Genomic DNA, 18,844 nt, shown 5'->3' on the forward strand with positions numbered 1-18,844 from the left:
TCGCGACATGGCGACGGGTATCAAGGACAAGGTGGCCCTTCTGGGGATGGGCTGCTCCAAATTCGGCGAACGATGGGACATGGGGTCGGCTGACCTGATGAAGGAAGCGTTCGAGGAAGCGCTCGCCGATGCGGGGATCGCGCGCAACCAGATCGAGGCGGCATGGTTCGGTTGCTGGGGCGATAGCGTAAATGTCGGCAACAGCTCCATTCCCGCCGCGATGGCGCTGCGTCTGGAAGGCATTCCCGTGAGCCGCGTCGAAAATATGTGCGCGACCGGAACCGAAGCGCTGCGCGGAGCCGCTTATGCTGTGGCGTCGGGCGCGGTGGATATCGCGCTGGCGATCGGGTCGGAAAAGCTGAAGGACACGGGCTTTGGCGGCCTGCCTCCTGCCTTCAAAGGGACCTTCAACGACCTTTGGATGCCGATGGGTTCCGCACCAGCCGGCTTTGCTCAGCTCGCGCCCTATTACCGGGCGAAATATGGCACGACTAAGGAGGACTTGAAGCGCGCCATCAGCCATGTGTCATGGAAAAGCCACCAGAATGGCGTGCACAGTCCCAAGGCGCATTTCCAGAAGGCGGTGCCGATGGAAACCATCATGAACGCGCCGATGATCTCCGATCCGCTGGGCCTGTTCGACTGTTCGGGCGTGTCGGATGGCGCGGCCTGTGCGATCGTCACCACGCCGGAAATCGCGCGGGCTCTGGGCAAGACGGACCTGGTGACGATCAAGGCATTGCAATTGTCGACCAGTTCCGGCCGCGAGACCCAGACCAATGAGTGGGACGGCAGCTATGTCGCCACCACCCGCAACGCGGCGGCGCGGGCGTATAAGGAAGCAGGGATCACCGATCCCAAGCGCCAAGTGAACCTCAGCGAAGTGCATGACTGTTTCTCCATCACCGAACTTGTGACGATGGAGGATCTTGGCTTTTCCGAGGATGGCCGCGCCGTGTTCGACATATTGGACGGCCGATATGACAGGGACGGCGCGATACCATGCCAGATCGACGGCGGCCTTAAATGTTTCGGGCACCCGATCGGCGCTTCGGGCCTGCGCATGGCCTATGAGGTCTACAGCCAGTTGCTGGGCCGGGCAGGGGAGCGGCAGCTGTCGAACCCGTCCATCGGACTGACGCACAATCTGGGCGGTGTTCCCTATCAGGGCATCGCCGCCATCTCTATCCTGGGACTTGCGTGATGCCTGGAGTCTGGTTTGACGAGCTTGAAGTCGGCATGGTCTTTAACCATCCCATTCGGCGCACCATCACCGAAACAGACAATGTTCTGTTTTCCTGCATGACCCATAATCCGGCGCTGCTGCACCTGGATGAGGAATATATGAAGGGCACGCCCTTCGGGCAGCGGCTGGTCAATTCGGCCTTCACGCTGGGCCTGATGGTCGGCATTTCGGTCGGGGACACGACGCTGGGTACTGCGGTCGCGAACCTTGGCTGGGACGAGGTGCGCTTTCCGAACCCTCTGTTTCATGGGGACACCATTCACGTCACGAGCGAGGTCATCGATCTGCGCGAGTCAAAGTCGCGACCCGAAGCCGGGATCGTCACATTCCTTCACAAGGCCTATAATCAGAAGGATGAACTGGTGGCGTCGTGCAAGCGATCCGGCCTCCAGCTCAAAAGGCCTGCATCATGACTCTGCCGATCCGATCTTTTCTGTTCATCCCCGGCGACAGCGAGAAGAAGCTGGGCAAGGTCGATGGCGTCGCTGCCGATGCCTTCATCCTCGACCTGGAAGACGCCGTCGCCGTCGCGCGCAAGCCAGTGGCGCGGGAGATGGTGCCCGCTTTCATCAAGGAACGTCCACGCGCTGAACGAAAGTCTCAACTGTGGGTGCGCGTCAATCCGCTGGACACGCCCTGGACTCTGGAAGACTTGGCCGCGATCGTGCCTGTCGCGCCCGATGGCATCATGCTGCCCAAGGTCAACGGGCCGGAGGATGTGGCGCAGGTCAGCCATTATCTGAGCGCGCTGGAAGCCGCATCCGGTGTCAAACAGGGTTCGATCCGCATCCTGCCGGTGGCGACCGAAACCGCAGTCTCCCCCTTCCGGCTGGGCGATTATGCGGCGGCGGGTCTGGACCGGTTATATGGGCTGACATGGGGCGCGGAGGATCTGAGTTCTGCTATCGGCGCGAGCGGCAACACCGACGCGAATGGCGAATGGACGCACACCTACAAGATGGTGCGTTCGCTCTGTCTGCTCGGCGCGCACGCTGCGGGCGGCGAAGCGGTGGACACGCTCTATGTCGATTTTCGTGATCCGGACGGTCTGCGCGCCTCATGCAAGGCGTCGCGGGCCGAGGGTTTTTCCGGCCGCGTGGCGATACATCCCGCGCAGGTGGACATCATCAACGAAAGCTTCTCGCCATCGTCTGATGAGGTGGATTTCGCCCGGCGGGTGGTCGACCTTTTCGCCGCCAACCCTGACGCCGGAACATTGGGGCTCGACGGCAAGATGTTGGACATCCCTCACCTGAAACAGGCGGAAAGAACATTGGCAATGCATGAGGCGCGCCGTGGTTGACGTGCAGCACAGCAGCGAAGGCGGACGCGGCATCTTTTCCGCCGAGCATGAACAATTTCGCGAAACGGTCGCCCGGTTCGTGGATGAGGAACTGGTTCCCAACCATCATCAATGGGAAAAGGACGAAGTCGTTCCCCGCGAGGTTTGGAAGCGGGCGGGCGAGGTAGGCATCCTTTGCCCCAACATTCCTGAGGAATATGGCGGGTTCGGCGCGGATTGGCTCTACAATGTCGTCGTTATCGAGGAACTGGCGAAGAAGGGGATCACCGGCCCCGGTTTCATGGTGCATTCGGAAATGGTCGCGCCCTATATCCTGACGGCAGGCACCGAGGAGCTGAAGCGCGAGGTCCTGCCCCGCATGGTCGCGGGCGAGTATATCGGCGCGCTTGGATTGACCGAGCCGGGCGCTGGTTCAGACGTAAAGGAAGTCCGGACCCGCGCCATTCGCGAGGGCGATGATTATGTGCTGAACGGGCAGAAGGTCTATATTTCCAACGGGCAGCTGGCCGACATCATGGTCTGCGCGTGCAAGACCGATCCGGCGGCGGGCGCCAAGGGCGTCAGCCTGATCGCGATCGACACGCATCAAGCGGGCTTTAAACGCGGCCGCAATCTTGAGAAGATTGGCCTGAAAGCACAGGATACGTCGGAGATTTTCCTGGAGGACGCGCGCGCGGAATCCTGGCGGCTTCTGGGCCGCGAGGGCGGCGGCTTCGGGATCATGATGGGCAAGCTGGCGCAGGAAAGGCTGACGCAGGCGGTGCGTAGCATCTGCGTGGCGGAAGCTGCGCTGGAATGGACGGTCGCCTATACCGCCGAACGCAAGATGTTCGGTCAGACCCTGGCTGATTTCCAGAACACGCAGTTCGTGCTCGCAGAATTGTCGGCCGAAATCTTGTCAGCCCGGACCTTCACGGATTGGTGCATCAAGCGTTTCCTCGCAGGAGAGTTGACCGGCGTCGAAGCGGCGAAGGTGAAGCTGGTGGTCACCAACCTGCATGTGAAGGTCGTGGACCAATGCCTGCAATTTTTCGGCGGCTATGGCTATATGACCGAATATCCGATCGCGCGAGCCTATATCGACGCCCGCATCGTCCGCATCGCGGGCGGCGCGGCGGAGGTCATGAAGCAGATCATCGGCCGCGACCTGTTCGGCAAATGAAGGCGGTTGCCAGATCATGGTTGGTCAGCATAGAGAGGCTATGAGACATCATACGCCTGCTGATCATCGGGTTCGCTATCATACGCTATTGCAATAGTGGGGCGAATTATAGAGCATCAGGTGAAGCTGATGCACTGAATTGCCTTTAACTGGATGGTGAGAATGACGAACACGCTGAAAGCTGCCGCACCGAAAAAGAAGACGCCGAAACGGCCTTCAGCGAAACAGTTCACGTTCGGCTATCTGGTTCATGACGTATCGCGTATCCGGCGCACCGTGATGGACTTGCTGATGCGGCCTTACGGGATCACCCGGTCGCAATGGTCGGTGCTGAGCACCTTGTCGCGGGCAGGCAATGACGGGATGATGCAGGTCGATCTCGCCCGGCTGATGGAAGTGGGCAAGGTGACCGTCGGCGGGTTGATAGATCGGCTTGAAGCGTCGGGCCATGTCGAACGCCGGGCAGATGCCAATGATCGCCGGGCCAAGCGCGTGTTCATCACGGAAAAGGGGTTCGATGTGATCGGCCTCATGATCGAACTGGCCGCGACGATGAACCGCCGTATCCTGGAAGGCGTGTCGGACGCCGACAGGGGAGTGTGCGAGGAAGTGCTGTTGCAGGTGAAGCAGAATTTGAAGGATGTCCTGCGAGAGCAGGGTGGTTCGAGCCTGATCGAGGGCGAAGACTAAAAATCAGCGACGGGAAGGCGGGAAGATCATGTTTTTCATCGTTCTGGCCGCCGACAAGCCGGGCGCTCTACCCCTTCGGCTGGAGCATCGGCAGCGCCATCTGGATTATTGGCTGGAACAGGGTGCTGCGGTGAAAGTCGCCGGCGCGATGCTGGATGGAGACAAGCCGGACTCAAGCCCTCAAGGCAGTTCCTTCCTTTTGGAGGCTGAAGATGAGGCCGCAGTCCGCGCGCTGCTCGCGGGCGACCCCTTTACCAAGGAAGGCGTGTTCACGGGCGATTTCGTCGTTCAGCCGGTGCGGCCTGCCATAGGCGAGTGGCGGCCCGACTGAACGCGAGCGCAGTTCCAGAAGCCGCTAATCCTCGCCAATATAGACCAGTGTCTTGGGCGCGTTGCTATCAGCAAAAAGCGCTTCAAGGGCGCCGCTGACCCGGTCGATGCCGGGTTCGACATGGTCGTGAAATTTGAGTTCGCCGTTCAGCACCATGTCGCTCAGCTTTTCCACGGCTTCGGGAAAACGGGCGACATGATCGAAGATAACGAACCCACCGCAGACAAGAGCGCGCATCAATATCTCGCGCTCGTTGCGAAGGCCGGTGGGCGGAGGGTTCCAGGTGGGCGTGGCGGCGGTGCCGCAATGGACGATCCGTCCGTGCCGGGCCATGGCGCGGATTGAGGTGTCCAGGATAGGGCCTCCAATATTGTCGAAATATATATTGAAGCCGCCGGGGCGAGCCTCGGCAAGGGTGGCCGCCAGATCGACGGACTTATAATTATAGGCGACGTCATAGCCATAGTCGCGAACGCAACTTTCCACCTTCTCATCGCTGCCGGTGAGCCCGACGACGAACGCGCCCGCGCGCTGTCCGATCTGGCCCACGACACTGCCCACTGTGCCCGCTGCCGTTGAGACAAGCATGGCCGCGCCCTCATAGGGTGGCGCGATGTCTTGCAAGGCGAGCCACGCTGTCACGCCTGGCATGCCAAGTACCCCGGCATAGGCGGAAAGCGGCGCGCGCGGATGGGGGATGTGCGACAACAGGTCGCCGCGTGTCGCGACCTTGTAATCCTGCCAACCGAAAAAGCCGTAGACCACATCTCCTGATCGGATGCCATCATCGCGGCTTTCCACGACCACGCCGACCGCCAGCGCGCGCATCGGCTGACCCAGTGGCGTGAGGGCCTCGTTGGCCGCCCAACCGCGCTGGACCGGGTCCGCCGCAAGATAGAGGTTGCGCACCAGAAATTGGCCCTCTTCGGGCGATGCAATGCTGACGTCTTTGCGGGCGAAATCGGCAGCGACGGGGCTGGCCGCCGGACGGCGTGCAAGGATGACCTGCCGGTTCGTCAGGCGGGTGCTGAACGGAGGAATAAAGTCCGGCACGCAAGCTCCATATCAGGCGTCAATAACTCGTATCCCTGCAATCTATATCCCCGTGCCAAAGGTTGTCAAATCAGATATAATGCGTATGGTACTATAACGCACCATATAACGCCAGTGGGCTGTTGAGTGGTCTTGAAACGCCATTGGAGGGATGACGCTTGGACATTGAGAAAATCAGGAACCTGACGATTGAGCCCATCGTCCAATCCTATGACAAACGCGACACGATCCTTCATGCGCTGGGGCTGGGCTATGGTCTGGACCCGCTTGATGAGGCAGAGTTGCCCTTCGTCTATGAAAAAGACCTGCGTTCCTTGCCCTGCTTTGCGAACATCCTCTGCCATCCCGGCTTCTGGGCGCAACGGCCGGAATTCGGCATCGACTGGGTGAAAATTCTGCACGCTGAGCAGCATCTGACGATGCACAAGCCACTGCCCCCGACGGGCACCATAAGGGGCGAATATCGCGTGGCGGGGATCGAGGATAAAGGCGAGGGGCGCGGGGCGCTGCTCCATCAGGAGAAGGCGCTGTATGATACGGCCACGGGGGATCATCTGGCGACCGTGCGATCGACGCTGTTCATGCGCGGCAATGGTGGGGAGGGCGGTTTCGGCAATGCCATCCCGGCGGCGGACCCGGTGCCGGAAGGAAAGCCCGATGCGGTGGTGGAAATTGCGACCCGTCCGGGACAGGCCCTGATCTATCGTTTGAGCGGGGACTGGAATCCGTTGCATGCAGAGCCAGCGATTGCACGAAAGGCGGGGTTCGACCGGCCGATCCTGCATGGCCTGTGCACCAAGGGCTTGGCCAATCGCGCGGTGCTGGCGCATTATTGCGGCAATGACGTGGCGCGCTTCAAGGGCATGTTCGTCCGCTTCAGCAAGCCGGTCATGCCGGGCGAGACGATCCGCTTTGAATTTTACGAGCAGGGCGGTGGCCAGCTGCGTTTCCGCGCGGTGGCGGCGGAACGGGATGTGGTGGTACTCGATCGCTGCTCGGCGCAGGTGAGCGAGGCTTAGGGGCAGGAGCGGCGCGCACGGATTAGCTCCGTGCGCGCCGACGCCCGGCTTATTCCCCGCTCAGGAATTGCTTGCGGATCAGCCCGCGCTGGACCTTCCCCGACGCTGTGCGGGGAAGCGCAACGCCTAGTTCGATCCGGCGCGGAATTTTGTAGGCGGCCAGCGACTGCCGCGCGAAGGCGATGAGCTCTTCCGTATCGAGTTCATGACCCGGACGAACTTCTACCGCCGCGGTCACGCCTTCGCCCCATTTGGGATGGGGCAATCCGAACACGGCGCAGTCCATCACGGCCGGATGATCGCGCAACACGGCCTCGACCTCGGCCGGATACACATTCTCCCCGCCCGAAACGATCATGTCCTTGATCCGGTCGGTCAGGAACAGATAACCGTCCTTGTCCAGCCTTCCTCCGTCACCCGATCGATACCAGCCGTCGATCAAGGCTTCTGACGTTGCTTTCGGATTGTTCCAATATTCGATCAGCAGGCTGGGCGATTTGACCCAGATTTCGCCTGGCTGGTCCACGGGCAGAAGTTGGCCCTGCGGATCGCGGATCGCAACGCTGAAACCGGGCAAAGGCCGCCCCACCGACCGGAGCAGATGAGGGCGACGGATGTCATGCTCTTGCGGCCCAAGGATCGACATCGTCCCGGTGTTTTCGGTCATGCCGTAATATTGCAGGAAGTGGCAGGAGAAGCGATCGACCGATCGTTCGAGCAGACCGGGGTCCATCGACGCGGCGCCATAGTGGATGCCGCGCAGCGTCGGCACGCGCACATTGCGCGCGTCCATCTCTGCTATCAGCCCGCGCACCAGCGTCGGCACGATGAAAGTGCGGGTAACGCCAAATTCCAGGCAAGCGTCCAGGATGGTCGCAGGCGCTGTGTCGGCGATGATGTGGACAGTCGCACCGCGCACCAAGGCTGTGCATACCCAGGACATCCCGCCGATATGAAAGGTGGGGAGGGGGGACAGCAAAACCTCGTCATCGCCCCAGTCGGCGAAATAGCCGGACACGTTCTCGACATGGCGGTGGATGCCGAACGCATATTGGGATGTGACCACGCCTTTCGGCCGCCCCGTGGTGCCGCTGGTATAGAGTTGCAAACACGGAGCGTGCGGGTCCAACGGCGAGCGAGGCGCTGGCTGTGCCGCCGCGATCTGGCTTCGCAGACCTCGCGGCCCCTCCTCATCCACGACTAGCGTCGGAAGGCCTCGCGTGTCTGCTTCCTTGAGCAGCGGAAGGAACTCGCTATCCGCAATGACGAGGCTGACCTCGCTATCCTCCAGCACATAGGCCGTTTCCGGAGCCGTATTGCGCCAGTTGATCGGGACGAGGACCGCGCCAGCGCGAATGGCGCCAATCAATATCAGGAAGAAGAGGTCGTTATTCTTGCCAAGATAGGCCAGTCGGCCGCCCTGCTTGACGCCATACTCGCCAAGCAACGTGACCACCGCATCGCAGCCCCGATCCAGCTGGGCATAAGTCCAGCTATGATCGCCGAATAGGATGGCCAATTTGTCCGGCGAAACGGCAGCGGCGACGTTAGGATAATCGGACGGCAGGATGAGGCCGCTGTCATCGAGCGGCGGCCCTTCCGCGAGCGCCAGACCCTCCTCCAGCAGCCCGCCAATCGCTTCACCGTCAGAATGCGACATCGTCTCCACCCTTTGTCTGCATCAGGGCGCGGGCTTCGTCCGGCGTGGCCACGGTCAGGCTGAGTTCTTCCAGCACGCGGCGGATCTTCGCCACCTGTTCGGCGTTGGACGTCGCCAGCTTGCCCCTGCCCGCATAAAGGCTGTCTTCCAGACCCACGCGCACCGATCCACCCAGCAGCGCGGACAAGGTGACGAGCCGCATCTGGTGCTTTCCTGCGGCAAGCGCGGAAAAGATGAAGTCCTCGCCGAACAGCCTGTCCGCCGTCGTCTTCATGTGCATGACATTTTCAGGATCGGGGCCAATGCCGCCCAATATGCCGAACACGCCCTGAATGAAGAAGGGCGGCTCCACCATCTTACGGTCGACGAAATGGGCAAGATTATAAAGATGCGCGACGTCATAGCATTCGAACTCGAACCGGGTGCCCTGGTCCGACAATTGCGTCATCGCCTGTTCGATCTGGGCGAAGGTGTTCGACAGGATAAAGTCTTTGGTCATTTCCAGATAGGGCAGTTCCCAATCATATTGCCAATCCGAAATCTTGGCTCCTGCCCCGGAAATGTTGAAGTTCACCGATCCCATGTTCATCGAACAGACCTCGGGCCGGAATATCTTTGCGGGCGCCAGCCGGTCAGCCAGAACTCATGCCCAGACCTCCGCCGGTGGTGATGTTGACGATGGCATCTGTGGACTGCTTGATCCGGGGGAGGAACTGCCGGAAGAGTTCGGGATCTTGTGATGGCTGCCCGGTTTCGGGATTGCGGGCGTGCAGATGAACCATCGCGGCTCCTGCCTCTGCCGCCGCGATCGCCTCAGCGGCGATCTGGTCAGCAGTGATCGGCAGATGGGGGCTCATGCTCGGCGTATGGATCGACCCCGTGACGGCGCAGGTGATGATGACCTTATCGGTGCGTTTCATATGATTTTCGGCTTTGTGCCGCCTCTCCAGAGAAAACAGTTCCTATCAATAATTCGTCAGATAATCTCGCCCAGCACAGTTCCCACGGGATAGGTTTCCCCGACTTCCTTGAAAATCTTCAGCGTGCCCGATGCAGGTGCTTCCACTTCCTGCGTGGACTTGTCGCTTTCCAGGGCAAATAGCGGCTCTCCGGCCGTTACTACCCCACCATCGGCCACGAGCCATTCGGACAGCAGCCCTTCATTCATCGAAAAGCCCAGCTTGGGCAGCAGGATTTCAGTCGACATGATATTTTCTCCTTGGGCGGCGCTACCGTGACGCCGAAGATGATCGATTTAGCATGGTGGCGAATGAACGACGTTCGCGTCCATCGCTGTGATATTCGTTTCTCAGACGGAACAGCCCGATGCGCTGAAAGCAGGATAATCCGTGTAACCCCTTTCCTCTCCGACATAAGCATAGTCGAAATTCGCCTCCGCGAGCGGAAGGCCGCGCCTTATCCGGGCCACAAGGTCAGGATTGGCGATGTAGGGACGGCCAAAGGAAATGGCGTCCGCCTTGCCCTTGGCAATGGCGTCGCCCGCAGCGGGGCCGTCGAAGCTGCCATTCTGAATGATCGTTCCTGAAAAGACGGCGCGCAACCGTTCGATGACCGGGTAATCGGGCTTTTCCATGAAGCCCGAGGCGATGGGCTCGATCAGGTGAATATAGGCAAGCCCGCTCTGCTGCGCGAGGCGGCCGATCGCCTCGGTCAAAGCGCCCGGGTCCGCATCGCCCATTCCCTTGCGCTCGCTGGTAGGGCTGACGCGAATGCCCACTCGGGCGGGATCGACCTCGGCCGTCACCGCATCGATGACCTCACGCAACAGCCTGACGCGGTTTTCCACACTGCCGCCATAGCCATCCTGCCGATGGTTGCTTTTCGATTGCAGGAACTGGTCGATGATATAGCCATTGGCGCCGTGGATTTCGACGCCATCGAAGCCCGCGCGCTTTGCGTTTCTTGCTCCCCGGCCATAGGCGGCGACAAGCTGGCCGATATCGGCCTCCGTCATTTCGCGCGGGACGACATAAGCTTTCATCGGCAGGAAACCGCCCTGATAGTCTTCAGGAGGCGGCGCCATTGTTTCGCCTTCCCCGGCAATGGGCGACGGAGCAATCGGCTGCTGCCCGCCGATATAATCCGGCAGCACCAACCGGCCCATGTGCCACAGCTGGCAATAGATGCGCCCGCCCGCCGCATGGACACGCTGCGTGACGGCTTTCCAGCCTGTCGTCATCTCATCCGACCAAATGCCCGGAGCGCGATACCAGCCCATGCCGAGCGGATCGACCGCAGTCGCTTCGGAAATGATGAGGCCCGCGTCCGCGCGCTGGGCGTAATATTCGCCTTGAAGCGGGGTGGGCACGTGCCGGTCGTCCGCACGGGCACGGGTCAGGGGCGCCATGACCACCCGGTTCGGAATTTCGAGCGACCCAATCGTCAGCGGTTCAAACAAAGCGTCCAGAGACATTGCGATATTCCTGCGAGCTTACCCATCCAAAGAGGCGGCGGACATTCGACGGCCCGCCGCCGTCACCCTGCTATCAGGGGTCGAGCCATTCGCCCGGGTTGATCCCGGCGTTCGAACGCGCGAATTTCAAAATCTTGGAGACGCGTTCGCCGAGCACGGTCGGGTCCTTCGACGCTTCGCAGCTCGGACCATGCTGCCAGCTTTCGGCGACGGTGATGCCGTAACCCCAGACTTCGAAGACGCGGCCACTGACCTTGCTTGCCTCGGCGCTGGCGAGCCAGGCGACGAATCCCGCGATCCATTCGGGGTCGCGGCGTTCCAACTGCTCGGGCGTCCATTCGCGCAACCCCGCCGTCATGCGGGTTTCCGCTCGCGGCGCGATAGCGTTTACGGTGACACCGATCCGCTGCAATTCGCGTGCGGCAACCTGGCTGAAGCTCGCAATGCCGCCCTTGGCTGCGGCATAGTTCGCCTGACCGATATTGGCGAACAGGGCCGAGTGCGACGTGGTGTTGATGACACGGGCGTCCGGCTGGCGCCCCGCCTTGCTTTCGGTGCGCCAGTAATTGGCGGCGTGGTGCGTGGGTGCGAAGGTGCCCTTCAGATGCACCTTGACCACGATGTCCCATTCCTCCTCGGTCATGTTAACCAGCATGCGGTCGCGCAGGATGCCCGCATTGTTGATGAGGATGTCGAGGCGGCCGAAGGTTTCGACGGCCTGGCTGACCATCTCCCGGGCATTATCCCAGTTGGAAACGTCGCCGCCGTTGATGATGGCCTCGCCGCCCAGAGCCTTGATCTCATTGACGACCTCTTGCGCGGGGGTCAAATCCTCGCCGCCGCTGCCCGCTGCGTCGCCGCCCAGATCGTTGACCACGACCTTCGCCCCATGCTGTGCAAGCTTGAGCGCATAGGTGCGGCCGACACCACGCCCGCCGCCCGTAACGATCGCCACTCTGCCTTCTAGAAAACTCATGCCCTCTTCCTTGCTTACCTAGGAAATATGTTTGTGCGCGGTGGCCGAACGAGCGTCGCGTACGCCTAGCCCGTCCTTGCCTCTTTACGCATCTAATCCGTATGCGTACTATATGCTTTAGATCGTTTATGCAACATCTGTCAGCACCGAGGGCGGTGTCACAGGAATAAAAGTGACATACGTCGTGTATTGGTGGCTGCGGCAATGTTCAGCAGACAGGGGAAGGCCCGGTGGGAGAGGCGGCAATGGGAAGGTTGGAACGGAAGGTCATCATCATCACGGGCGCGGGTTCGGGCCTTGGCCGGGCGGCAGCAATCCGCTGTGCGCAGGATGGCGCGCAGTTGGCGTTGGTCGACGTGAACGCCAAGGGTCTGGAAGAAACGAACGGCGCCATCCTGGAGCTTTGTCCGGAGGCAGAAATTCTCCTGGCGCAAGCTGATGTGTCGCAGGAAGATCAGGTGCGCACCTATGTGGAAAAGACCGTGGCCCGCTTCGGCACGATCGACGGTTTCTTTAACAATGCGGGCATCGAAGACCGGCAGGTGGCGACCGAGGATGTCGATGCCGAATTTTTCGATCGCATCATGGCGGTCAATGCCAAAGGTGTCCTGCTGGGCCTGAAACATGTGCTGAAAGTGATGGCGGGGCAGGGGCATGGCCGGATCGTCAATACCGCCTCCGCGCTGGGTATTCGCGGCTCGGGGCGGCAGGCCGGTTACACCGCCAGCAAGCATGCGATCGTGGGCCTGACCCGCAACGCAGCGCTGGAATATGGCGCGATGGGCCTCGGCATCAACGCGGTTGCTCCGGGCGCTATTCTGACGCCATTGGTCGAAGCATCGCTGCGCCAGATAAATCCCGATGACTGGCAGGAAGCTGCCGCGCAGTTCGTCGCGCATAATCCGATGCGCCGCATGGGCGCTCCAGACGAGGTCGCGTCGGTCGTGGCCTTCCTGCTGTCCGCCGACTCATCATTCGTGAACGGCGCTGTCATCCCGATCGATGGTGGTCAGTCTGCGCAATATTGATGGGGGAAGAGAAAGGTTAGTCGTATGAATATCACCGGCAAGATCGCGCTCGTCACGGGAGCGGGGCAGGGTGTAGGGCGGGGTATCGCCCTGGCTTTGGCGGCGGGCGGAGCGCTCGTGATATTAGCAGGCCGCACAAAGGCCAAGCTGGACGCCGTGCAAGCCGAGATAGCGGCTGCGGGCGGCCAGTCGGATGTGGCTCCAACCGCCGATGTGAGGAACGCGGCGGACATAGAGGCTTTCGTCGCCTATGCCGCCGATCGGCATGGCGGCATCGATATTCTGGTCAACAATGCACAGCAGGCGGTGCTGGCGCCGCTGCTCGACATCGATGATGAGGGGCTTTTGCTGACCTTCGAGAGCGGACCGTTCGCGGCGTTCCGCATGATGAAGGCGGTTCATCCCCATATGAAGCGGCGCGGCGGCGGAGCGATCATCAACATCGTCTCTTCGACCGCCGTAAACTGGGACACGAGCGGGACCGCCGCCTATTCGGCCGCGAAACAGGCGATCGGCGCAATAACGCGGGCGGCGGCATCCGAATGGGGACCAGACGGCATCCGCGTGAACAATATCGCGCCACTTGCCGGGTCGCCCGCCATGCTCGCCTGGCTGGACGCCAAGCCGGAGGGACCGGACGCCTATCTGTCCACCATCCCCATGCGGCGGATCGGTGATCCCCAGTCCGATATCGGACGCGCGGTCCTTTTCCTCGCGAGCGAAGATGCCGCCTACATCACCGGCGCGACGATCCCGGTGGATGGCGGTCAGGCGAACTGGAACTGAAGCGATGGCAAGGGAAAAGCAATGAAGGATGAACCGGCAAGCGGCATCGTGCGGGCGTTGCTCGTAATTGGTGGAAACTTTCATGATTTCGACATGGTGCGCCGCCGCCTGCTGGAGCAGCTCGGGGAGCATGAGCGCATCAGGACGACATGCACCAACGATTTTCATGATCTGGACGCGCTGAGGACCGCTGATTTTCTGGTGACCTACACGACGAACATCTTCCCCACTGGCGAAGCGCTGTCAGAACTGGAGCAATTCCTGGCGCGCGGCGGAAGATGGCTCGCCGTCCACGGCAGCGCGGCGTACATCGAGTTTTCCGGCCCAGCGGTGGAGATTGGCGGCATAAAACTGCCCGGTCTTACGGACACGCCAGACCGACATCCGGCCTATATGGATTTGCTGGGCTGCCGCTTTCTCTCCCACCTCGCGCCCCAGCCCTTTACCGTGCGCTCCGTATCCGACCACCCGATCGTAGCGGGCCTGCCGCCTTTCGAGGTGGTGGACGAACCCTATATTCTGGAACTGCGAGGGGAGAGCGAAATCTTGCTCGAGTCCCACTATACTGGCGATGCCCCCGGCTATGTGAAGGGGCCATGGCTAGAGGATGCGCCGCGTCCGCAAGCGGTGCTGCATCGTCACGGCGCGGGCGAGGCGCTGTTCCTGGCGCCGGGCCACAGCTGTGGACGATATGACATGCAACCCTTTATCGCGGAGATTGAGCCGCAGGTCGGACCGTGGGATAATCGAGTCTATATGGAAGTCATCCGGCGGGCGATCCGCTGGGGCGCGCGCATGTCGGTTAGCGCGCCATGACCCATCCCAACCCTATCGAAGCGGTCTTGAAAGCCGCATATGCGCTCGACGAAGCCGTTGATGCGAAAGATTGGCGGCGCGTAAGACGCAGTTTCACGCCCATGGTCATTGTGAGGATAGGGGTTCTGGTAGGCGATGAGGCTGCGGTCGTGCCTGTGGACGAGTTGGTGGCAGGAATCGCGTCGCTCAATCCTCCCGCCAAGATGTCCTGCCACATGTTGCTCAACCCGATCGTTTCCGTGACGGCCGAACATGCGACCCTGCGGGCAAAACGCTATGGCTGGGCCAGTTGCGAAGAGTTGACGCCGCCGCTTCATGAGCTTTGGGGCCTGCTATCTTATGGCTTTCGGCTGGCAGACGGGGAATGGCTGATCGAGGAGATGGGCCTCGTCACGCTGCGTGAAGCGGGAAATCAGGACGTCGCCCGGTTTCGCGATGTTGCCCAATCCTAACGACCTTCCACCTCATCCGTAGCGTGGGCAAAGCGAGCAAGATGCAGGTCTGCGTCGCCAAACTGCCGCGCGATGACGAAGAGGCGGCGATAATGGTGGCTGATGTTCAGTTCCTCGGTCACGCCGATCCCGCCGTGAAGCTGGATCGCCTGCTGTCCGACGAACAGCCCTCCCGTAGACGCCTGAACCTTGGCCGCTGACACGGCGGCGGTCCTGATCGCCTCTTCTTCTTCCATCGCTCCCAGCGCATTGAACAGCGCGGAGCGCGTCATCTCCACCTCTATCAGCATGTCTGCCATGCGATGCTGAAGAGCCTGGAAATTGCCGATGCTCGTGCCGAACTGCTTGCGGACCTTGAGATAATCGCGCGTCGCCCAGAGCGCAGCGTCCATGATGCCCAGCGCTTCGCCGCAAACGGCAAGGATGGCATGATCAACGGCCAGCGCGACCGCACGTTCGGCCTCAGCGCCCTCCATGAGTAATTCGGCTGACGCACCCTCCAGATGGATGTCGCAGACCCGCCGATTGTCCAGGGTACGATAAGGGCGCAGATCGACACCAGCCTGACCCTGTTTAACCAGATAAATGCCGACCCGATCGTCATGCCGAGCGGTCACGAGGAGCCAGTCTGCGTGGCTCGCGCCCTCGACCAGAGATTTGACCCCGGTGAGGAGCCGCGAGGACCCCGAACCTTCCGCGCGCGTTTCGACAATCCGCCAGTCGCCACGCCCCTGAGGCTCCTGCAAGGCGACAGCGGCGCGCTTCTCGCCCATGATCAGGTCCGCGAGCATGGCGCTCGCCCTGTCCGATCCAATGGTCGCCAGCAATTGGGTGGCGAGGACATGGCCGACAAAGGGTTCGGTCACCAGACCGCGCCCCAGTTCCTCGGCTATCAGCGCATTTTCTGTGACGCCGCCGCCAAAACCGCCCGCCTCTTCCGTCAGTCCCGCGCCCAGCCAGCCGAGTTCGGCAAAGGCTCCCCAATGATCCGGCGCGGCTCCGTCCGCCGATCGGATGATGGCGAACCGCTTTTCCCAGTCATATTCCCGTTCGACGAAGCGCCGGACGCTGTCCCGCAGAGCGTCCTGCTCGGCTGTATAGTTGAAATCCATGATGTCACAGCTCCAGGACGGTCTTGGCGATCAGGGTGCGCTGAATTTCGTTCGCCCCGCCATAGATGGTGGTTGCGCGGCGGAACATCGCCTTGGCCGCGACGCCGATGCCATGTTCCGGCGTGGGGCTGACGCCATGGTCCTGATCGTACAGGGGATATTCCGCATCGCCATCGGTGCTGACGGCTATGCCATAATCGCCCAAGGCTTCGGCGGCGAGGTCGGCCACGCGCTGGCGCAGTTCCGACCCGCGAACCTTGACCAAAGACGCGACGGACGCGCTGCCGTGATTGTCGGATGTCAGTGCGCGCAGCACCGCGATTTCCAGCGACTTCGTGTCGATCTCTATCCGGGCCAGCTTCGCGCGAAAGAGCGGGTCTTCGATCAACGGACGCCCGTTCTTCCTCTCGATACGGGCGATTTCGCGAAGCTGCGCGATGTCACGCCGGGTGTGCGGGACTTCGGCGCTATTGGTGCGTTCATTCCCCAGCAGGAACTTGGCGTGGGTCCAGCCTTGCCCTTCCTCTCCGATGAGGTTTTCCACCGGCACGCGCACATCGTCGAAGAAGAATTCGTTGACCGTCAATCCCTCGTCCAGTGTCCAGATCGGGCGGCGGGTGATGCCGGGCGTCTTCAGGTCCACGACCAGCGACGATATGCCAGCCTGCGGCTTGACGTCAGGGTTGGACCGCACCAGCATGAACATCATGTCGGCATGATGACCCTCGGTGGTCCAGGTCTTTTGCCCGTTGACGACATAATGGTCGCCATCCCTCACCGCGCGCGTGCGCAGCGAGGACAGATCGGAACCCGCGCCCGGCTCCGAAAATCCCTGCGCCCAGAATGTCTCGCCCAGCCTTATGCCGGGAAGATAGGCCTGCCGCTGCTCTTCGGAACCAAAGGTGTAGATGACAGGCGCGACCAGTTCGGCACCGATCCGGTCTGCGGTTGGCGCATAGGCGCGGCGCGTCTCATCCTCGAAGATGAACCGCTGAACCGCGCTCCAGCCGGGACCGCCATGGGCGGCGGGCCAGTGCGGCATCGACCATCCCCGCTCGGCGAGAATGCGCGTCCAGGCCGCCTGATCCTCGCGGTGGGGATGAAAGTCGTGGCGGCCGCGCCGGGCGAGCTCCGCTGGAAGGTTGGCTTCCACAAACGCTCGGATTTCAGCTCTGAACGCCTTATCATCTTCACTGTAGGCGGGATCCATCGGCTCAACCTAGCCCTAAATAGTGTGTGTCAATACCATATGCATACATACGTAATGCAGGGGAACGCAAGATGGAAAGCGCCCAATCCTTCGAGCCGCGATCAACGGCCAGTGAAGGACGGATGCCGCTTTTCCCGAACCGCGCGCAACGCTTCGCCGAAATCGGCGGTGTAGGTCGCCAGTCCTTCATAAGCGACGCCAGCTTCGAACACCGAACTGAACAATTGCCGCAGGGCGATGTTGGTGACCGATTTGGTGTAGCGTATCGCCGATTGCGCGCCGCGAGCGAGGCGTTCCGCATATTTGGCGACATAGCCGTCCAGTTCGGCCGCCGGAACCACGAAGCTGATCAGATTGCATCTTTCCGCCTCCACCGCGCCGATTGCCTCGCCGGTCAGCAGATAATGCTTCGCCTTGCCGAAACCGATCAGTTGCGGCCAGATCAGGGCGCCCCCGTCACCGGCCACGAGGCCCAGCTTGACATGGGGATCGGCGAACCGGGCATGATCGGCGGCGATGACGATGTCGCACAATAGGGCAATGGACGCGCCGAATCCGATCGCGTCGCCATTTACCTTTGCGATCACCGGCTTAGGGCAGTCGAGCAGGCCCATGACGATGCGCCGCATGCTCTTTGCATCATTGACGAATGGTTCACGGCGGCCTGCGGCCTGGTCTTCCAGCCACTCCAGGTCGCCGCCTGCGGAAAAGGCGTTGCCTGATCCGGTCAGGACGATGATGTCGCTTTCGGGATCGTCCGCAGCGTCGAAGAAGACGCGGGCCATTTCCTCATGGAGAGCGGAACTGACGGCGTTCATCACGTCCGGGCGGTTCATCCTGATGGTCAAAACCCGTCCCTCACGCTCGAAAGCCAGGGTTTCATAATGCTCGAACTTCATGTTCTCTCCCAGGGATGCTTGGGTTCGCTCGGCCTTGTAACAACCAGATAACATAATTTAGAACGCTAGCATACTATCGACCGCAAAAATATGCGCACGGCGCAGAATTTGCGTCATTCCAATATCTCCGTTTGTCCGAGCGGCAAGCTGCCCGACAGGAGTCGGTTTGATTCCTCCAGCAGGTCCGTCAGCATAGCGATTCGTTCGGACCCCAGCTTTCGCACGAGCAGCTCGTCCTGCTCCACCGCGCCAATCTTCAACGGCTGGTGCAATGTCTGCCCTTTGGCGGTCAGATGGACCATTACCAGTCGCCGATCGGCCGCGACCCGCCGCCGCTCTATTATGCCTGCTTTCTCAAGCCTCTGAAGCGTCTGTCCGATTGTGGCTTTGCCAATCTCGAGTCTTCGCGACAATTCTACCTGAGAGAGAGGTTCTTCCAGCCATAATTCTCCAAGAACATAGGCTTGCGCGGGCGCTATTCCTGTCATCCTGATTCTCTCAAGATAATCCGCTTGCGTGATACGGGCCAGCAATTGCGCCTGATATGCCAATGTCTTCTTGAACATCGGGAATGAGCATTGTTGCGCGTCGTTATCCGGATTTTCCGCCCGCTTCATCTTGTCACTGCTTCTCGCCACCCTCATCCCCCTTTGTTTCGTGCCGGATG

At 61.1% G+C, this 18,844-nt stretch carries 20 protein-coding genes and 1 pseudogene; 11 read left to right on the forward strand and 10 right to left on the reverse strand.

What is annotated here, in order from left to right:
• Positions 1–7: 7 nt before the first annotated feature.
• The 6 genes from ACWNC0_RS00665 to ACWNC0_RS00690 all read left to right on the forward strand — a co-directional run bounded on the left by ACWNC0_RS00665 (position 8) and on the right by ACWNC0_RS00690 (position 4,732).
• A complete protein-coding gene (locus tag ACWNC0_RS00665) occupies positions 8–1,204 on the forward strand; it encodes an acetyl-CoA acetyltransferase (RefSeq protein WP_449468872.1) in 1,197 nt (398 codons plus the stop codon).
• Positions 1,204–1,659, forward strand: a complete 456-nt coding sequence (locus ACWNC0_RS00670; RefSeq protein WP_449468874.1) for a MaoC family dehydratase — start codon at positions 1,204–1,206, stop codon at positions 1,657–1,659. Before ACWNC0_RS00665 ends, ACWNC0_RS00670 begins: the two co-directional genes overlap by 1 nt.
• Positions 1,656–2,549: an HpcH/HpaI aldolase/citrate lyase family protein gene (locus ACWNC0_RS00675; protein WP_449468875.1), complete on the forward strand. Its 894-nt coding sequence runs from the start codon at positions 1,656–1,658 to the stop codon at positions 2,547–2,549. Before ACWNC0_RS00670 ends, ACWNC0_RS00675 begins: the two co-directional genes overlap by 4 nt.
• A complete protein-coding gene (locus ACWNC0_RS00680; RefSeq protein WP_449468877.1) occupies positions 2,530–3,711 on the forward strand; it encodes an acyl-CoA dehydrogenase family protein in 1,182 nt (393 codons plus the stop codon). The genes ACWNC0_RS00675 and ACWNC0_RS00680 overlap by 20 nt, the downstream gene beginning before the upstream one ends.
• A gap of 162 nt (positions 3,712–3,873) precedes the next feature.
• Positions 3,874–4,401, forward strand: coding sequence for a MarR family winged helix-turn-helix transcriptional regulator (locus ACWNC0_RS00685; protein WP_449468879.1), 528 nt, complete (start codon positions 3,874–3,876; stop codon positions 4,399–4,401).
• A 28-nt stretch (positions 4,402–4,429) separates the two neighbouring features.
• Positions 4,430–4,732: a YciI family protein gene (locus tag ACWNC0_RS00690; RefSeq protein WP_449468880.1), complete on the forward strand. Its 303-nt coding sequence runs from the start codon at positions 4,430–4,432 to the stop codon at positions 4,730–4,732.
• Between the two features lie 24 nt (positions 4,733–4,756).
• Here ACWNC0_RS00690 and ACWNC0_RS00695 read toward each other — a convergent pair whose 3' ends face one another.
• Positions 4,757–5,785 carry a zinc-binding dehydrogenase gene (locus ACWNC0_RS00695; protein ID WP_449468882.1) on the reverse strand — a complete coding sequence of 343 codons (1,029 nt, stop codon included), beginning with the start codon at positions 5,783–5,785 and terminating at the stop codon, positions 4,757–4,759.
• A 158-nt stretch (positions 5,786–5,943) separates the two neighbouring features.
• On the opposite strand from ACWNC0_RS00695, the gene ACWNC0_RS00700 reads away from it, so the two are divergent.
• Entirely contained in the window at positions 5,944–6,804 is an 861-nt protein-coding gene (locus tag ACWNC0_RS00700) for a MaoC/PaaZ C-terminal domain-containing protein (protein ID WP_449468883.1), read from the forward strand.
• Between the two features lie 49 nt (positions 6,805–6,853).
• Here the strand turns inward: ACWNC0_RS00700 and ACWNC0_RS00705 are convergent, their stop codons facing one another.
• The 5 genes and pseudogenes from ACWNC0_RS00705 to ACWNC0_RS00725 all read right to left on the reverse strand — a co-directional run bounded on the left by ACWNC0_RS00705 (position 6,854) and on the right by ACWNC0_RS00725 (position 11,874).
• A complete protein-coding gene (locus tag ACWNC0_RS00705; protein ID WP_449468885.1) occupies positions 6,854–8,464 on the reverse strand; it encodes a class I adenylate-forming enzyme family protein in 1,611 nt (536 codons plus the stop codon).
• Positions 8,451–9,384 (reverse strand): annotated as a pseudogene (locus tag ACWNC0_RS00710) (3-keto-5-aminohexanoate cleavage protein). Before ACWNC0_RS00710 ends, ACWNC0_RS00705 begins: the two are co-directional and overlap by 14 nt.
• Before the next feature lie 56 nt (positions 9,385–9,440).
• Positions 9,441–9,671, reverse strand: a complete 231-nt coding sequence (locus tag ACWNC0_RS00715) for a biotin/lipoyl-containing protein (protein ID WP_449468887.1) — start codon at positions 9,669–9,671, stop codon at positions 9,441–9,443.
• 102 nt (positions 9,672–9,773) lie between these two features.
• Positions 9,774–10,898, reverse strand: coding sequence for an alkene reductase (locus ACWNC0_RS00720; protein WP_449468888.1), 1,125 nt, complete (start codon positions 10,896–10,898; stop codon positions 9,774–9,776).
• A 73-nt stretch (positions 10,899–10,971) separates the two neighbouring features.
• The gene (locus ACWNC0_RS00725; protein ID WP_449468889.1) at positions 10,972–11,874 is read right to left on the reverse strand and encodes an SDR family NAD(P)-dependent oxidoreductase; all 903 of its coding nucleotides are present in this window, start codon (positions 11,872–11,874) and stop codon (positions 10,972–10,974) included.
• Between the two features lie 245 nt (positions 11,875–12,119).
• On the opposite strand from ACWNC0_RS00725, the gene ACWNC0_RS00730 reads away from it, so the two are divergent.
• From ACWNC0_RS00730 to ACWNC0_RS00745, 4 genes are read left to right on the forward strand one after another with little or no spacing between them, the layout of a single operon-like run.
• Positions 12,120–12,902, forward strand: a complete 783-nt coding sequence (locus ACWNC0_RS00730; protein ID WP_449468891.1) for a glucose 1-dehydrogenase — start codon at positions 12,120–12,122, stop codon at positions 12,900–12,902.
• A 24-nt stretch (positions 12,903–12,926) separates the two neighbouring features.
• On the forward strand, positions 12,927–13,688 hold the full coding sequence (locus ACWNC0_RS00735) for an SDR family NAD(P)-dependent oxidoreductase (RefSeq protein WP_449468893.1): 762 nt from the start codon (positions 12,927–12,929) through the stop codon (positions 13,686–13,688).
• Positions 13,689–13,709: 21 nt separating this feature from the next.
• On the forward strand, positions 13,710–14,504 hold the full coding sequence (locus tag ACWNC0_RS00740) for a ThuA domain-containing protein (RefSeq protein WP_449468894.1): 795 nt from the start codon (positions 13,710–13,712) through the stop codon (positions 14,502–14,504).
• Positions 14,505–14,530: 26 nt separating this feature from the next.
• Entirely contained in the window at positions 14,531–14,956 is a 426-nt protein-coding gene (locus tag ACWNC0_RS00745) for a nuclear transport factor 2 family protein (RefSeq protein ID WP_449468895.1), read from the forward strand.
• On the opposite strand, the gene ACWNC0_RS00750 is transcribed toward ACWNC0_RS00745, so the two are convergent.
• The 4 genes from ACWNC0_RS00750 to ACWNC0_RS00765 form a co-directional block, all read right to left on the reverse strand.
• The gene (locus ACWNC0_RS00750) at positions 14,953–16,068 is read right to left on the reverse strand and encodes an acyl-CoA dehydrogenase family protein (RefSeq protein WP_449468896.1); all 1,116 of its coding nucleotides are present in this window, start codon (positions 16,066–16,068) and stop codon (positions 14,953–14,955) included. The genes ACWNC0_RS00745 and ACWNC0_RS00750 overlap by 4 nt on opposite strands.
• A 4-nt stretch (positions 16,069–16,072) precedes the next feature.
• Positions 16,073–17,278 (reverse strand): acyl-CoA dehydrogenase family protein, encoded by a 1,206-nt coding sequence (locus tag ACWNC0_RS00755; protein WP_449468897.1) that lies wholly within the window; start codon positions 17,276–17,278, stop codon positions 16,073–16,075.
• 101 nt (positions 17,279–17,379) lie between these two features.
• On the reverse strand, positions 17,380–18,177 hold the full coding sequence (locus ACWNC0_RS00760) for an enoyl-CoA hydratase/isomerase family protein (protein ID WP_449468898.1): 798 nt from the start codon (positions 18,175–18,177) through the stop codon (positions 17,380–17,382).
• 113 nt (positions 18,178–18,290) lie between these two features.
• On the reverse strand, positions 18,291–18,815 hold the full coding sequence (locus ACWNC0_RS00765) for a MarR family winged helix-turn-helix transcriptional regulator (protein ID WP_449468899.1): 525 nt from the start codon (positions 18,813–18,815) through the stop codon (positions 18,291–18,293).
• Between the last annotated feature and the right edge of the window lie 29 nt (positions 18,816–18,844).

Source organism: Sphingobium chungangianum (assembly GCF_977014255.1).

Bases quoted from the DNA above. Each gene is read 5' to 3' on its own strand.
- ACWNC0_RS00760 (WP_449468898.1), bottom strand. From the start codon at position 18,177: ATGAAGTTCGAGCATTATGAAACCCTGGCTTTCGAGCGTGAGGGACGG.
- ACWNC0_RS00685 (WP_449468879.1), top strand. From the start codon at position 3,874: ATGACGAACACGCTGAAAGCTGCCGCACCGAAAAAGAAGACGCCGAAA.
- ACWNC0_RS00755 (WP_449468897.1), bottom strand. From the start codon at position 17,278: ATGGATCCCGCCTACAGTGAAGATGATAAGGCGTTCAGAGCTGAAATC.
- ACWNC0_RS00670 (WP_449468874.1), top strand. From the start codon at position 1,204: ATGCCTGGAGTCTGGTTTGACGAGCTTGAAGTCGGCATGGTCTTTAAC.
- ACWNC0_RS00705 (WP_449468885.1), bottom strand. From the start codon at position 8,464: ATGTCGCATTCTGACGGTGAAGCGATTGGCGGGCTGCTGGAGGAGGGT.
- ACWNC0_RS00725 (WP_449468889.1), bottom strand. From the start codon at position 11,874: ATGAGTTTTCTAGAAGGCAGAGTGGCGATCGTTACGGGCGGCGGGCGT.
- ACWNC0_RS00740 (WP_449468894.1), top strand. From the start codon at position 13,710: ATGAAGGATGAACCGGCAAGCGGCATCGTGCGGGCGTTGCTCGTAATT.
- ACWNC0_RS00750 (WP_449468896.1), bottom strand. From the start codon at position 16,068: ATGGATTTCAACTATACAGCCGAGCAGGACGCTCTGCGGGACAGCGTC.
- ACWNC0_RS00720 (WP_449468888.1), bottom strand. From the start codon at position 10,898: ATGTCTCTGGACGCTTTGTTTGAACCGCTGACGATTGGGTCGCTCGAA.
- ACWNC0_RS00730 (WP_449468891.1), top strand. From the start codon at position 12,120: ATGGGAAGGTTGGAACGGAAGGTCATCATCATCACGGGCGCGGGTTCG.
- ACWNC0_RS00680 (WP_449468877.1), top strand. From the start codon at position 2,530: ATGAGGCGCGCCGTGGTTGACGTGCAGCACAGCAGCGAAGGCGGACGC.
- ACWNC0_RS00675 (WP_449468875.1), top strand. From the start codon at position 1,656: ATGACTCTGCCGATCCGATCTTTTCTGTTCATCCCCGGCGACAGCGAG.
- ACWNC0_RS00715 (WP_449468887.1), bottom strand. From the start codon at position 9,671: ATGTCGACTGAAATCCTGCTGCCCAAGCTGGGCTTTTCGATGAATGAA.
- ACWNC0_RS00665 (WP_449468872.1), top strand. From the start codon at position 8: ATGGCGACGGGTATCAAGGACAAGGTGGCCCTTCTGGGGATGGGCTGC.
- ACWNC0_RS00690 (WP_449468880.1), top strand. From the start codon at position 4,430: ATGTTTTTCATCGTTCTGGCCGCCGACAAGCCGGGCGCTCTACCCCTT.
- ACWNC0_RS00735 (WP_449468893.1), top strand. From the start codon at position 12,927: ATGAATATCACCGGCAAGATCGCGCTCGTCACGGGAGCGGGGCAGGGT.